Origin of the sequence: Terrabacter sp. 2RAF25, assembly GCF_052115265.1 — a bacterium.
Lineage (GTDB): Bacteria > Actinomycetota > Actinomycetes > Actinomycetales > Dermatophilaceae > Terrabacter.
This window is the reverse complement of sequence record NZ_JBFRGJ010000001.1, coordinates 472,663-485,712: the sequence shown is the minus strand read 5'-3', so window position 1 is coordinate 485,712 and position 13,050 is coordinate 472,663. Positions and strand designations below refer to the sequence as shown.

Below are 13,050 nucleotides of genomic sequence, written 5' to 3'. Positions count from 1 at the left end.
CGAGCTCCTGTCATCGATGCCCTGCCATCGATCCCCTGACCGATGTACGTGGTCAACGACACGCCCGACGAAGGCGTTATGCGAGCAATGACCTGATACGTGCCCCGAGCCATCCCGCGCCTCGTCGGGACGGACACGACCGAGGCCGTTCCCGGTGGGAACGGCCTCGGTCGTTCGGGGGTCCGCCGGTTCAGCGCGGGTGCACGACCATCGCGGAGCCACCGCCGCGCCGCACCGTCTCGGCTGCCGCCTCGAAGCGGTTGCCGTCGAGGCTGCGGATCGCCGTCACGGCGCCGATCTCTCCGGCGTCCTTGAGGACGTGCCCGAGGGCGCGCAGCCCGGCCGCGGCAGGGCTCGCGAGGAACGCCGGCTCGGCGTCCTCCGCCGCGCCGTTGCGCGAGGAGAGCCGTGGGGCCGCGATGGCGTCGACCAGTGCCAGGTCACGGTCGAGGTAGCCGAGGATCGTCTGCGAGACCGACGTGATGATCGTGGCGCCTCCGGGCGAGCCGACGGCCAGGTAGGGACGGCCGTCCCGTAGCAGGATCGTCGGGCTCATCGACGAGCGCGGCCGCTTGCCCGGGCCCGGGAGGTTCGGGTCGGGGGCATTGCCCTGGGTCGGGGCGAAGTTGAAGTCGGTCAGCTCGTTGTTGAGCAGGAAGCCGTAGCCCGGCACCGTGATCCCCGAGCCGCCCGTCTGCTCGATGGTGAGGGTGTAGGACGCCACGTTCCCCCACCGGTCGGCCACCGTCAGGTGCGTGGTCGACTGCCCCTCGCTGGGCTGTGCCGATGCGGGTGCGGTGGCGCACGAGGTGTGGGAGCCGTCGGGGATGCCCGGCGGGATGGGCCGCGGCGAGTAGGCCTTGGCCGGGTCGAAGAGGCAGGCGCGCTGGGCGGCGAAGCCACGGCTCGTCAACTCATCGACGGGGACACCGGGCACGTCGCCGACGTAGCGGTTGCGGTCGGCGAACGCCGTGGCCGACGCCTCGGAGAACCGGTGCAGGTAGTCCACGTCGGAGAGCGCGGACGTCTTGGTGCCAGTGCGGTGCTCGTAGGCCTTCATCAGGTTGAGGATCTCGGCGACGGCGATGCCACCCGAGCTGGGCACCGGCATGCCGTAGACGTCGAGGCCCTCGTACTGCGAGTGGATCGGCGCCTTCGTCAGCGCGCGGTAGCCGGCCAGGTCGCGCAGCGTCAGCTTCCCGCCCATGACCTCCTGGCCCGGCACGGTGTGCGGGGCGTTGGACTCGCGGACGATGGCCTCACCGAGGCGGCCACGGTAGAGCACGTCCGTCCCCCCGGTGCGCAGCGTGCGGTAGGCCTTGGCCATGTCGGGGTTGGTGAAGGTCGAGCCGACGGCCGGCGCCTGGCCGTTGGGCAGGAACACCTTCGCCGTCGCCGGGAACCTCGAGAACCGAGTGGCGTTCTGTGCCGTCTGGTCGTGGAAGGTCTGGTCGACGACGAACCCCTTGGCGGCGAGCCGCTCGGCGGGCTTGAGCGCTTCGTTGAAGGAGAGGGTGCCGTGGTCGCGCAGCGCCTTGGCCCACAGTGCGGGCGTGCCCGGGACCCCGACCGACAGGCCGGAGTTCACGGCGGTGGCGAACGCATAGGGCTGGCCGGTGGCCGGGTCGATGAACGCCTTGTCGGTGAAGGACATCGGCGCCGTCTCCCGGCCGTCGATGGTGCTGACCTTCCTGGTGCGTGCGTCGTAGTAGACGAGGAAGCCGCCACCGCCGATGCCGGCGCTGTAGGGCTCCGTGACGCCGAGGGCAGCGGCTGTCGCGACGGCGGCGTCGGCGGCGTTGCCGCCCCGGGCGAGCACGTCGATGCCGACCTGCGAGGCGTCGCGGTCGACGGAGGTGACCGCGCCCCCGGAGCCGACCATGAGCGGGGCCTTGGGCAGCGGCGTCGGGTTGCCGTGCCGGCCGTGGTCGCGCTGTGGCGCGGGCGCCACCGTCGGCTGGGCACCGGCCGTGGCCGGCAGGAGTGCGAGCGGAAGGCCGACGACGAGAGCGCCGACGACCCATCGGGAACGTGTCGTGGTTCGTGTGCTGGGACGACTCATCTTTCGACCGTACCCGCGCAAACACCGCCTATCGCGCCCAGCACCCGCCCGATCCCCGACGTGACGCAGTGTTCTCGACCAGGAACGACACGAGAGCCCGCCACCCCAGAAGGGTGGCGGGCTCTCGGCGCGTCGGGTCAGGCGATCAGGCCTGGTCCTCCTCGACGAGGAGGTTGCGCGTCTTGGAGAAGTCGAGCGGGATGCCCGGGCCCATCGTCGTGGAGACGGTGGCCTTCTCGATGTAGCGGCCCTTGGAGCTGGCCGGCTTCAGACGCAGGATCTCCTCGAGGGCGGCGGCGTAGTTCTCGACGAGCTTGGTCTCGTCGAAGGACGCCTTGCCGATGATGAAGTGGAGGTTCGCGTGCTTGTCGACGCGGAACTCGATCTTGCCGCCCTTGATGTCGGCGACGGCCTTGGCGACGTCCATCGTCACGGTGCCGGTCTTCGGGTTCGGCATGAGGCCACGCGGGCCGAGCACCTTGCCGAGACGACCGACCTTGCCCATGAGGTCAGGGGTGGCGACGACGGCGTCGAAGTCGAGCCAGCCGCCCTGGACCTTCTCGAGCAGGTCGTCGGAGCCGACGTGGTCGGCGCCGGCCTCGCGGGCGGCCTCGGCCTTGTCACCGTTGGCGAAGACGAGGACGCGGGCGGTCTTGCCCGTGCCGTGCGGCAGGTTGACCGTGCCGCGGACGGCCTGGTCGGCCTTGCGGGGGTCGACGCCGAGTCGCATGGCGACCTCGACCGTCTCGTCGTACTTGGCCTTGGCGGTCTGCTTGGCGACGCGGACGGCCTCGAGCGGGGCGTAGACCTTGCCCGGCGTGACGAGCTCGGCTGCGGCGCGGTAGTTCTTGCTGCGCTTCATGGAACTGCTCCTTGGGTGGATTTCGTGGAGTCGTGGTGCGGACCAGCGCTGGTCCTCCCACGTGGCCGACGGCATACGGTCCGTATGCCGTGCGGCCGGGGTGACGCTCGAGCTCAGAGCTCGGTGTCGATGCCCATCGAGCGAGCGGTGCCGGCGATGATGCGCGCCGCCATCTCCTCGTCGTGGGCGTTGAGGTCTTCCATCTTCTGACGGGCGATCTCGAGGACCTGGTCGCGCGAGAGCTTGGCGACCTTGGTCTTGTGCGGCTCGCCGGAACCCTTGGCGACGCCGGCGGCCTTCTTGATCAGCTCGGCGGCCGGCGGGGTCTTCGTCACGAAGGTGAACGAGCGGTCCTCGTAGACCGTGATCTCGACCGGGATGACGTTGCCACGCTGGGACTCCGTCGCGGCGTTGTATGCCTTGACGAACTCCATGATGTTGACGCCGTGCTGGCCCAGGGCCGGGCCGACGGGCGGGGCGGGGGTGGCCTGTCCGGCCTGGATCTGCAGCTTGATGAAGCCGGAGACCTTCTTCTTGGGGGGCATGGTTGCCTACCTTCTTCGTTGTGGGCCGACGCCGTGGGCGATGACCCGGTTGCAGGCCGGTGCGGAGTGCCGCACCGAACGTGGTGGGACCTTGCTCAGATCTTGGCGACCTGGGCGAAGGAGAGCTCGACCGGGGTCTCCCGGCCGAAGATCGAGACGAGCACCTTGAGCTTCTGCGTGTCGGTGTTGATCTCGGAGATCGTGGCGGGAAGGGTCTCGAAGGGCCCCTCCATGACGGTGACGGACTCGCCGACCTCGAAGTCGACGACCCGCACGTCCTTGGGGGCGCTGGACTTCGACGCCGCCGTGCCATCGGCACCGGCTGCTGCCTCGAAGGTCGGGGCGAGCATCGTGAAGACCTCGTCGATCGACAGCGGCACGGGCTGGTGCGCGTTGCCGACGAAGCCGGTCACACCGGGCGTGTGGCGCACGGCGCCCCAGCTCTCGTCGGTGAGGTCCATGCGGACGAGGACGTATCCGGGCATCCGGACGCGGCGGACCTGCTTCTTCTGGCCGTTCTTGATCTCGGTGACCTCTTCCATGGGGACCTCGATCTCGAAGATGAAGTCCTCCATGTTGAGGGTCTGGATGCGCGTCTCGAGGTTCGCCTTCACGCGGTTCTCGTAACCGGCGTAGGAGTGGATGACGAACCAGTCGCCGAACCGGCTGCGCAGGTCGGCCTTGAAGTCCGCGACGGGGTCGCCGCTGCCGGTGGCAGTGGGTGCGGCCTCAGAGTCGTCGTCAGAGTCGTCGTCAGAGTCGTCGTCAGAGTCGTCGTCAGATTCGTCGTCAGATTCGTCGGAGTCGGCCTCGTCCGTGGCCTCGTCGGAGTGGTCCGCAGCCTCGTCTGCAAGGTCGGCGTCGGCAAGGTCGGCGTCGGCAAGGGCGGCGTCGGCAAGGGCGGCGTCGGCAAGGTCGGCGTCGGCGTCGGCGTCGGCGTCGGTCGCGTCGGTGGCCGCTGCGTCCTCAGCACCCGAAGCGCCGTCGGAGGCCGAGAGCTCGTCGGACAGGGCCGCGGGGTCGACGACGTCGGTCCCGGTGCTGTCGCCGTTCGGGGCGCCCTCGTGGGCGAACTGCTCGGACACGCTCTGACCTACTTCCTTGCTCGTGGACCAGCCGGTGGCGGCTGGCGGTGACATCCCGGGGCGCGGGCTGTGGCCCGTGCGTCAGATCGTCGCGCCGGTGAAGGCCCACGAGATCAGCTTGCTCAGACCGAAGTCGAGCCCCGACACGAGAGCCATCATGATCACGACGAACACGACCACCACGGTGGTGTAGCGCACGAGCTCGGGGCCCGTGGGCCGCACGACCTTGCGCAGCTCGTCGAGGATCTGGCGAACGAAGAGGCTGATCGCGCCGAGGAACCGCGACACCGGGTTGCCGCCACGGGCCTTGTCAGCCCGGCCGGACCCGCGCTTGGCGCTCGTCTCCGTCACGATTCCTTCTTTCTGCCTGGGTACCGGCCCGCGACAGCGCCCGGGACCGTGGGATGTCCACGCCTGGGCGAGAGCCGCGTGCCGCCTTGCACGACGACCACATCACTGGGATGCGCAGGGCAAGAGGGACTCGAACCCCCAACCGCTGGTTTTGGAGACCAGTGCTCTACCAATTGAGCTATTGCCCTTCGCCGAGACCGTGGGGTGGTCGCGGCGGGACGGCATGCGTCAGCATGGCCAGCGAAGCCGTCCGAGGGTCGATCATACGCGACGATCGGACCGCAACGCGAACCGAGCGTCGACGGCCCCGGGGAGGTGTCCCGGGGGTCCCCTCACGGCACCACCCGGCATACGGACCGGGCTCCTCGGGAGCACCCCCGAGTGGCAGGATCGGGAGGGTGACGAACCCGCGCACCCCCCTCGCGTCCCTGTCCGACGACGACCTGGCCGGCTTCCTTGCCGAGCAGCGTGAAGCCTATGCGGACCTCCGGGCCCGTGGCCTCAAGCTGGACCTGACGCGGGGCAAGCCGTCGGCTGCGCAGCTCGACCTCTCGAACGCGCTGCTCACGCTGCCGTCGACCACCAAGGACCGCGCCGGGGTCGACGTGCGCAACTACGGCGGGCTCGAGGGCCTGGCCGAGCTGCGCGAGCTGTTCGCCGAGCTGCTGTGGGTCGACCCCTCGCAGGTCGTCGCCGGCGGCAACTCGAGCCTGACGATGATGTACAGCACGATCGTGGACTTCCTGCTCTTCGGCGGCGTCGACTCGCCGCGGCCCTGGTCGCGCGAGGAGAAGGTCCGTTTCGTCTGTCCGGTGCCCGGCTACGACCGGCATTTCTCGATGCTGGCCTCGTTCGGCATCGAGATGGTCACCGTCGACATGCACGACGACGGTCCCGACGTCGCTGCGGTCGAGGCCCTTGTCAAGGACGACCCCAGCATCAAGGGCATCTGGATCGTGCCGACCTACGCCAACCCCTCCGGAGCCGTCGTCTCGCAGGAGATCGCGGCCCGCCTCGCGGCGATGCCCGCAGCGGCCCCCGACTTCACGATCTTCTGGGACAACGCGTACGCCTTCCACCACCTCACCGAGGACGAGGCCAAGAGCGCCGACATCCTCACGCTCGCGGCCGCGTCGGGCCACCCGAACCGACCGATCATGTTCGCCTCGACCTCCAAGATCACGTTCGCCGGCGCCGGCGTCGCCGTGCTGGCGGCCAGCGAGGCCAACGTGACGTGGTACCTGAAGCACTTGGCGATGAGCTCGATCGGGCCCGACAAGGTCAACCACCTGCGGCACGTCGAGTTCTTCAAGGACGCCGACGGCGTGCGCGCCCACATGCGCGCGCACCGCGAGATCATCGCCCCGAAGTTCGCGACGGTCGACCAGGCACTCACCGAGGGGCTCGACGGCCTCGATGTCGCAGAGTGGACGCGGCCCACGGGGGGCTACTTCGTCAACCTCGACGTGCTCGACGGCACGGCGTCGCGGGTCGTCGCCCTGGCCAAGGAGGCCGGCATCGCGCTGACCCCGGCCGGCGCGTCCTTCCCCCTCGGGCACGACCCCCGCGACCGCAACATCCGGCTCGCCCCGACCTTCCCCGTGCTCGACGAGGTGCGCACGGCGATGGCCGGCGTGGCGACGTGCGTCGCCCTCGCCGCCGCCGAGAAGGTGACCGCCGACCGGTCCCCCGGGGTAGGGGACGGGAGCGACGCCGCCGCGGCGCCGAACGAGCCGGCCACCGAAGGAGCAGCCCGATGAGCGAAGCCAACGAGAACATCGACGACGACCTCACCAGCTACAGCGTCGACGACGAGGACCAGCTCCAGCCCGAGGACACCCTCGAGGACGGCGAGCTCGAGGACGTCCTCGACCGCGGCTACTCCCCCAACGACCGCCCACAGGGTGTCAACGCCCACGGCACGACGGCCTACGAGGAGTCGATCGACGAGACGATCGACGAGCGCATCCGTCAGGAGGAGCCCGACCCCAGCTCGGCCTACGGCAGGCCCGACAACGAGAGCGGCCTCGACGACGACCGTATCGGCGGCGACGACCCCGACTCGATCGACGCCGAGGACGACTGGCTCGGTGACAACGAGGTCGGTGACGCGCGGGCGGGCCGTCTCGTCGCCGATGACGAGGGCGCCCACGACGACGACGAGAAGCAGGCCTGGGCCAGCGACGTCGGCGTCGACGGCGCGGGCGCCTCGGCCGAGGAGGCCGCGATGCACGTCGTCGACGAGATCGCCGACGAGCCCGACGAGGGCTGACCTTTCGACACCCCTCGCGTATGCCGCGTGGCGGGATCGGGCTGCCCGTCCGACCGGAGCAGCGGGTGACACACTGGCCCGCATGACGCGCTCGGTGGAGGACCTGCCCAAGGCCCACCTGCACCTGCACTTCACCGGCTCGATGCGCATCGACACGGTGCGCGACCTCGCCGCCGGCCACGGCATCCGCCTTCCCGAGGCGCTCGCCTCCGGGTGGCCGCCGAGGCTCGCCCGTGCCACCGACGAGCGCGGCTGGTTCCGGTTCCAGCGGCTCTACGACGCCGCTCGCTCCTGCGTGCGCAGCGAGAGCGACATGCGTCGCATCGTGCGCGAGGCCGCCGAGGACGACGCCGCCGAGGGCTCCCGATGGCTCGAGATCCAGGTGGACCCGACGTCCTACGCGCCCTTCGTCGGCGGCATCACCCCGGCGCTGGAGATCGTGCTCGACGAGGCTCGTGCCGTGTCGTCAGAGGGGCGCACCGGGGTCGGCGTCGTCGTCGCCGCGAGCCGGATGCGCCACCCGCTGGAGGCACGCACGCTCGCGCGGCTGGCGGCGCACCACGCCGGCGAGGGGGCCGGCCAGGTCGTCGGCTTCGGGCTCTCGAACGACGAACGGCGCGGCCTGGTCGCCGACTTCGCGCCGGCCTTCGCCATCGCCCGGCGGGCCGGGCTGGCCCTGGTGCCGCACGGCGGCGAGCTGCTGGGGGCGCAGTCGGTGATGGAGACCCTCGAGCACCTCGACCCCGACCGCATCGGCCACGGCGTGCGCAGCGTCGAGGACCCGGCGGTGCTCGACGCGGTCGCCGAGGCCGGCGTCACCCTCGAGGTGTGCCCCGGCAGCAACGTCGCCCTGGGCGTCTATGCCGACCCCTCCGACGTGCCGCTGCGTCGCATCGTCGACTCGGGCATCCCGGTGGCGCTCGGCGCCGACGACCCCCTGCTGTTCGGTTCCCGACTGGCCGCGCAGTATGCCGCGGCCCGTGACCTCGGCTTCGACGACGAGGGGCTGGCCGACCTGGCGCGCGCCTCCCTCGGCGGCAGCCGGATGCCGTCCCGGCTGCGCACGGCCGCACTCGCCGACGTGCACGAGTGGCTCGTGCGCCCCGACCACGACGACGCCCCGACCGCTGCGGGCGACCGCGGGCTGGCCACCGAACCGGCCTGACCGCCAGACCCGCGTGACTCGGGCCACACGGTGGAGCGGGGCACACCGGGGCATAACCACCCACGGGCCCCTGCCTGCCACCGTCCACGCCCGCGCACCGAGTTTGCTCAGGGTCGGTGCGCCCGGTCATGCTGGTCGGGAGATGAAGACTTCTGCCGCCGCCCTCGCCCGCCCATCGACCGCCTCCGGCACCCGCCTCCGACGCCTTTCCGTCGTGGGCCTGCTCGCCCCTGTCGTCGCCCTGGCGGCCTGCAGCGGCGAGTCCCCGGTGACCGCCGACCCGACGGCACCCGTGGGCTCGACCTCGTCGACGACAGCCCCTGCCGACACGGCGACGACCCCCGCGACCCCGACCCCCAGCACCACCTCGGGGTCTGCCGCGCCGGTCGACAAGATGGTGACGAAGACGATCACGGCGACCCTGAAGGACCCCGAGCTCGGGCACACCATCACCGCCCGACGGCTGGTGCGCAACCTCTCGTGGCCGTCCGGGCAGCCGGTCGGGGCCAAGCAGTTCGAGATCGTCGGCGTGTGGGTCAACCTCAAGGCGGGCAGCCGCTACTCCGCCTCGATCGACTCCTCGATGCTCGCGCTCGTGGCCGCCAGCCCCGCCCAGTCGGTCGTGCCGACCTCCGAGTTCACCAAGCGCTGGGGTGCCACCGTGCTGAAGCCCGCCAAGCGGTCCCAGACGACCGCCGGCTGGGTGTTCTTCAAGGTCGACCGCGGCACGACGAGCTCGTTGAAGCTCGGCTTCAACCGTCCGGCCTACCAGGTCAGCACGACCGGCAAGAAGCTCCCGGCGAAGTCGTTCACGGTCGTCCTCACCAAGTAGGGCCGACAGGACGCCACGACGACGCCGAGAGGCCGGCACGAGGCGTCCCGGCCGGCGCGGGTGCGTCGGCCGTCAGAGGTCGAGGCCGAGCAGCACCGGCTCGTTGACGAGGGTGACGCCGAACGTGTCACGGACGCCGTCGCGGACCTGGCGCGCGAGCGCGACGACGTCGCCCGCCGTGGCGCCGCCGCGGTTGGTCACCGCCAGGGTGTGCTTGGTCGACAGGGCCGCCGGGGCGGGGAGCCCGAAGCCCTTGCCGAACCCGGCGTGCTCGATGAGCCACGCCGCGCTCGTCTTGACGCGGCCGTCGGGCTCGCCGAACCGGGGTGGCGTGGGCCCCTCCCACCCGAGCCGCTCGCCGACCCGCTCGACGAGGTCGTCGAACTGCTGCCGGCTGAGTATCGGGTTGGTGAAGAAGGAGCCGCACGACCACGTGTCGGGGTCGGCGTCGTCGAGCACCATGCCACGGGAGCGTCGCTGCTGCAGCACGGCCTCGCGGGCGTCCTGGAGGGGCACACGCGTGCCCAGCGGGACGTCGAGGCCCTTGGCCAGGGCGGCATACGCGATCGGGCGGCTGAGGTCGGCCAGCTCGAACTGGAAGAGCACGTCGAGCACGACGTAACGGGCGTTGCCCTTGAAGCGGGAGTGGCGGTAGGTGAAGGCGCAGTCCGCGCTCATGAAGGTGCGGACGGCCTGCTCCTGGCGGTCCCACGTGCGCACCTGGGCCACGGTCTGCGAGATGTCCTGGCCGTAGGCGCCGACGTTCTGGATGGGGGTGGCGCCGGTGCGGCCCGGGATGCCGCTGAGCGCCTCGACCCCCGCCCAGCCCTCGGTCACGGCCCGCTCGACGACGTCGTCCCAGACCTCGCCGGCCGCGACGCGCACCATCGCTCCCCCGCACGCGTCGGCCGTCTCCGGCGCGACACCGCTCGTGGCGACGTGCACGACCGTGCCTTGGAACCCCTGGTCGGACACGACGAGGTTCGAGCCGCCGGACAGCACGAGCAACGGCTCGTCGGCGTCGTCGACCTCGCGCACGGCGTCGACGAGCTCGTCGATGGTCTCGACGGTGACGAGCCGGGCCGCAGGCCCCCCGACGCGCATCGTCGTCAGGGTCGAGAGGGGGACGTCGTGATCCTCGCGCACGCGGTGGACCTGGCCGCTCAGTCGAGCCGGGCGACGGCCAGGGCGCGGCCCAGGACCTTCTCGCCGGCCGCGGTGGCGGTCAGCTCGACCGTGACCCGCTTGGTCTCGGGGTCGACGGACTTCACGACGCCGGAGACCTCGATGTCGGCGCCGGTGTCGTAGGGCACGACCACCGGGCGGGTGAAGCGCACGCCGTACTCGACGACGCGGCCCGCGTCGCCCACCCAGTCGGTCACGACGGTGACGGCCGAGCCCATCGTGAACATGCCGTGGGCGATGACGTCGGGCAGACCCACCTTCTTGGCGAACGGCTCGTCCCAGTGGATCCGGTTGCGGTCCAGGGACGCCCCGGCGTACTGCACGAGGCGGGCGCGGTCGACGTGCACGGTCACCGGCGGGAGCGCGTCACCGACGGCGACGGAGTCGAAGGTCCGCACCGCAACCGGCGACGGGGTCGTGGCAGTCGTGGACGTTGCGGGCTGGGTGCTCATCACTCGCCTCCTCGGATGACGATCGTCGACGTGGCCGTGCAGACGGCCTCGCCCTGCTCGGTGGCGAGCTCGGTGCGCGTCGTCACCATCGCGTGGCCACCGGCCTCGCGCACGGCGTCGACGTGGAGCGTGCCGATGACCGCGTCGCCGGCGGTGAGCGGGCGGTGGTGGGTGAACCGCTGCTCGCCGTGGACGACCCGCGAGAAGTCGATGCCGGCCTCGGGGTCGGCGATCAGCTGCGCGTCGCACTGCTGGGCGATGAGCACGGCGAACGTGGGCGGCGCGATGACGTCGGCGTAGCCACGCGCCCGGGCCACCTCGGCGTCGACGTGGACGGGGTCGGCCGAACCGACCGCCTCGGCGAACTCGCGGATCTTGGCCGCACTGACCCGGTAGGTCTCGGTGGGCGGGTAGACCCGTCCTTGGAAGTCTGCGTTCACCGGCATACGGGCACCCTACCGACCGACGGGGTCAGCGGTTCAGCGGTCTCGCCCCGACCGGACCGACAGGTAAGTCGGTCGGGAACGACGAAGCTCCCCCGGCCGAGGGCCGAGGGAGCGTGGACGTCGAGCCGCTGGGGTCAGCGGGTCTCGCGGTGCTCCGTGTGCTTGCCGCACTTCGGGCAGAACTTGTTCATCGCGAGACGGTCGGGGTTGTTCCGACGGTTCTTCTTCGTGATGTAGTTGCGGTCCTTGCAGTCCACGCACGCCATCGTGATCTTGGGACGGACGTCGGTGCTCTTGCTGGCCACGGCAACCTGCTCTTTCGGGAACGTACTGGGGGATCTGTCGTCTTGCGACGGGTGTCGCGCGGCGCGTCACGCGTTCCGGGCTCCCGGGTGACACGCAGGCGCGACGTCCTAGGTTACGCGACACCCCGGCGATTGGAGAAATCGGCGTCGGTGCGCGTGGAGGTGGTAGCGGGAGCGGGGCTCGATCCCGCGACCTCACGATTATGAGTCGTGCGCTCTAACCAGCTGAGCTACCCCGCCATGGGCTGCCGTGCCCGGACCTCGTCGCGATGCTGCGCGAGGCCGGGACCGGCCGACCAGAGCCCCAATAGGGAATCGAACCCTAGACCTTTTCCTTACCATGGAAACGCTCTGCCGACTGAGCTATTGGGGCACGGTCGACTCGTGGACCGCCGTGAAGACGGGCCGAGGTCGACCTGCTGTGCGACGGCGAGACTACACGGTCGCGGCCGTGGATACGAAATCGGGCAGGGCGCGCGCACACGGTCCGCCGGCGGGACGCGGCCCAAGCCTCGGCTGCACCGCTGCAGGGCAGGTCAGCCCTCAGCATCGTGGTCGGCGAGGGCCTGCTGCGCGGCCCCCTCCTCCGCCTCACGGCGATCGCGTGTGCCGGTCGCGTCGTCGAGCTCTCCGGTGACCTTCTCGAGCCGTCCGCGGGCCGTGGCGAGCCGCCGCTCCAGGTCGGCGATGCCCTCGGTCACCTCCTCGTGGCGGGCGGTGAGGACGGCGACCTGGCGGTCGGCGGTGCGCAGCTCGGAGCGGGCCGTCTCGAGCGCTGCCTGGAGGCGCGCTCGCACCGCCGCTCGCTTGGCCCGGCGCCGCTCCTCGAGGTCGACGGCGTCCTCACCGTTCTCGCCGTCGTCGTCGGCGCCGCGTTCCGACCCGGCGCCGCCCCGGACGACCGACAGCGACGGACGTGCCCCGCCGTCACCGTCGTCGCCGCCGAGGGCGACGACGTCCTCGACGTCGACCGAGCCGAAGCCCGAGTAGCTGAGGGAGCGCACGAGCGAACCGGTGAGCACCGAGGACTCTGCGTCTTCGTCGGCGATCACGGCGGTGAGGGTGTCGCGCACCTCCTGGGCCACCCCGGCGCCGAGCTTTTGCCCGGCCTCCGCCGACTCGGCCGCGATGCGCTCGGACAGGGCGTCGACGCGCCTGGACCGTTCACGGCCGAGCAGCCGCAGCTGGTCGGCGTCGAGGCTGCGCTGGGCCTCGCGGAGCAGCTCGGCGAACTCGCGGAAGTCCTCGAGCTCGTCGGCGTGCTCGCGCACGAAGTGGTTGACCGCCCACGCGGCCACCGTCGGCTTGCGAAGGGCGCCGATCGCCGTGGCGAGGTCCTTGTCGCCGGCCTTCTTCGCCTCGGCCACCAGCTCGGAACGAAGCGGCGTGAAGCGGGCCGGCGGGGCGGCATACAGCTGCTCGACAGCGGCGCGCAGGTGCAGGATCACGGGTGCATCCTCCCGCAAACCTGCTGGTGCGGCGCGACGC

General features: G+C 71.2%; 14 protein-coding genes and 3 tRNA genes. 4 read left to right on the top strand and 13 right to left on the bottom strand.

Annotation, left to right across the window (positions count from 1 at the left end; translation table 11 throughout):
* Positions 1-190 precede the first annotated feature (190 nt).
* The 6 genes from ggt to AB4091_RS02275 form a co-directional block, all read right to left on the bottom strand.
* On the bottom strand, positions 191-2,062 hold the full coding sequence (gene ggt / locus AB4091_RS02300) for a gamma-glutamyltransferase (protein WP_442290110.1): 1,872 nt from the start codon (positions 2,060-2,062) through the stop codon (positions 191-193).
* Between the two features lie 145 nt (positions 2,063-2,207).
* Positions 2,208-2,924 (bottom strand): 50S ribosomal protein L1, encoded by a 717-nt coding sequence (gene rplA, locus AB4091_RS02295; RefSeq protein WP_442290109.1) that lies wholly within the window; start codon positions 2,922-2,924, stop codon positions 2,208-2,210.
* A gap of 113 nt (positions 2,925-3,037) precedes the next feature.
* Positions 3,038-3,469 carry a 50S ribosomal protein L11 gene (gene rplK, locus AB4091_RS02290; RefSeq protein ID WP_147066061.1) on the bottom strand — a complete coding sequence of 144 codons (432 nt, stop codon included), beginning with the start codon at positions 3,467-3,469 and terminating at the stop codon, positions 3,038-3,040.
* Between the two features lie 95 nt (positions 3,470-3,564).
* Positions 3,565-4,554 carry a transcription termination/antitermination protein NusG gene (nusG, locus tag AB4091_RS02285; RefSeq protein ID WP_442290108.1) on the bottom strand — a complete coding sequence of 330 codons (990 nt, stop codon included), beginning with the start codon at positions 4,552-4,554 and terminating at the stop codon, positions 3,565-3,567.
* Positions 4,555-4,635: 81 nt separating this feature from the next.
* A complete protein-coding gene (secE, locus tag AB4091_RS02280) occupies positions 4,636-4,905 on the bottom strand; it encodes a preprotein translocase subunit SecE (protein ID WP_442290107.1) in 270 nt (89 codons plus the stop codon).
* 115 nt (positions 4,906-5,020) lie between these two features.
* Positions 5,021-5,093, bottom strand: a tRNA-Trp gene (locus AB4091_RS02275).
* A 210-nt stretch (positions 5,094-5,303) separates the two neighbouring features.
* Here AB4091_RS02275 and AB4091_RS02270 point away from each other — a divergent pair.
* From AB4091_RS02270 to AB4091_RS02255, 4 genes are all read left to right on the top strand, one after another.
* Positions 5,304-6,665 carry an aminotransferase class I/II-fold pyridoxal phosphate-dependent enzyme gene (locus AB4091_RS02270; RefSeq protein WP_442290106.1) on the top strand — a complete coding sequence of 454 codons (1,362 nt, stop codon included), beginning with the start codon at positions 5,304-5,306 and terminating at the stop codon, positions 6,663-6,665.
* Positions 6,662-7,177, top strand: a complete 516-nt coding sequence (locus AB4091_RS02265; RefSeq protein ID WP_442290105.1) for a DUF5709 domain-containing protein — start codon at positions 6,662-6,664, stop codon at positions 7,175-7,177. The genes AB4091_RS02270 and AB4091_RS02265 overlap by 4 nt, the downstream gene beginning before the upstream one ends.
* Positions 7,178-7,259: 82 nt before the next feature.
* Entirely contained in the window at positions 7,260-8,342 is a 1,083-nt protein-coding gene (locus AB4091_RS02260; protein ID WP_442290104.1) for an adenosine deaminase, read from the top strand.
* Between the two features lie 142 nt (positions 8,343-8,484).
* A complete protein-coding gene (locus AB4091_RS02255; protein WP_442290103.1) occupies positions 8,485-9,174 on the top strand; it encodes a hypothetical protein in 690 nt (229 codons plus the stop codon).
* A 72-nt stretch (positions 9,175-9,246) separates the two neighbouring features.
* Here the strand turns inward: AB4091_RS02255 and AB4091_RS02250 are convergent, their stop codons facing one another.
* The 7 genes from AB4091_RS02250 to AB4091_RS02220 all read right to left on the bottom strand — a co-directional run bounded on the left by AB4091_RS02250 (position 9,247) and on the right by AB4091_RS02220 (position 13,010).
* A complete protein-coding gene (locus tag AB4091_RS02250; protein ID WP_442290102.1) occupies positions 9,247-10,320 on the bottom strand; it encodes a UDP-N-acetylmuramate dehydrogenase in 1,074 nt (357 codons plus the stop codon).
* A 17-nt stretch (positions 10,321-10,337) separates the two neighbouring features.
* Complete coding sequence (locus AB4091_RS02245; protein WP_442290101.1) at positions 10,338-10,811, bottom strand: MaoC/PaaZ C-terminal domain-containing protein; 474 nt, start codon at positions 10,809-10,811, stop codon at positions 10,338-10,340.
* Positions 10,811-11,257, bottom strand: coding sequence for an FAS1-like dehydratase domain-containing protein (locus AB4091_RS02240; protein WP_442290100.1), 447 nt, complete (start codon positions 11,255-11,257; stop codon positions 10,811-10,813). The genes AB4091_RS02245 and AB4091_RS02240 overlap by 1 nt, the downstream gene beginning before the upstream one ends.
* A gap of 134 nt (positions 11,258-11,391) precedes the next feature.
* Complete coding sequence (rpmG, locus tag AB4091_RS02235; RefSeq protein ID WP_034801502.1) at positions 11,392-11,562, bottom strand: 50S ribosomal protein L33; 171 nt, start codon at positions 11,560-11,562, stop codon at positions 11,392-11,394.
* A 163-nt stretch (positions 11,563-11,725) separates the two neighbouring features.
* Positions 11,726-11,802: transfer RNA gene (locus AB4091_RS02230), tRNA-Met, on the bottom strand.
* A 60-nt stretch (positions 11,803-11,862) separates the two neighbouring features.
* Positions 11,863-11,935, bottom strand: a tRNA-Thr gene (locus AB4091_RS02225).
* Positions 11,936-12,098: 163 nt separating this feature from the next.
* The gene (locus AB4091_RS02220; protein ID WP_442290099.1) at positions 12,099-13,010 is read right to left on the bottom strand and encodes a hypothetical protein; all 912 of its coding nucleotides are present in this window, start codon (positions 13,008-13,010) and stop codon (positions 12,099-12,101) included.
* Between the last annotated feature and the right edge of the window lie 40 nt (positions 13,011-13,050).

Coding starts and splice junctions, on each gene's coding strand:
- ggt (WP_442290110.1), bottom strand. CDS start 2,062: ATGAGTCGTCCCAGCACACGAACCACGACACGTTCCCGATGGGTCGTC.
- rplA (WP_442290109.1), bottom strand. CDS start 2,924: ATGAAGCGCAGCAAGAACTACCGCGCCGCAGCCGAGCTCGTCACGCCG.
- rplK (WP_147066061.1), bottom strand. CDS start 3,469: ATGCCCCCCAAGAAGAAGGTCTCCGGCTTCATCAAGCTGCAGATCCAG.
- AB4091_RS02265 (WP_442290105.1), top strand. CDS start 6,662: ATGAGCGAAGCCAACGAGAACATCGACGACGACCTCACCAGCTACAGC.
- AB4091_RS02260 (WP_442290104.1), top strand. CDS start 7,260: ATGACGCGCTCGGTGGAGGACCTGCCCAAGGCCCACCTGCACCTGCAC.
- AB4091_RS02255 (WP_442290103.1), top strand. CDS start 8,485: ATGAAGACTTCTGCCGCCGCCCTCGCCCGCCCATCGACCGCCTCCGGC.
- AB4091_RS02245 (WP_442290101.1), bottom strand. CDS start 10,811: ATGAGCACCCAGCCCGCAACGTCCACGACTGCCACGACCCCGTCGCCG.
- AB4091_RS02240 (WP_442290100.1), bottom strand. CDS start 11,257: ATGCCGGTGAACGCAGACTTCCAAGGACGGGTCTACCCGCCCACCGAG.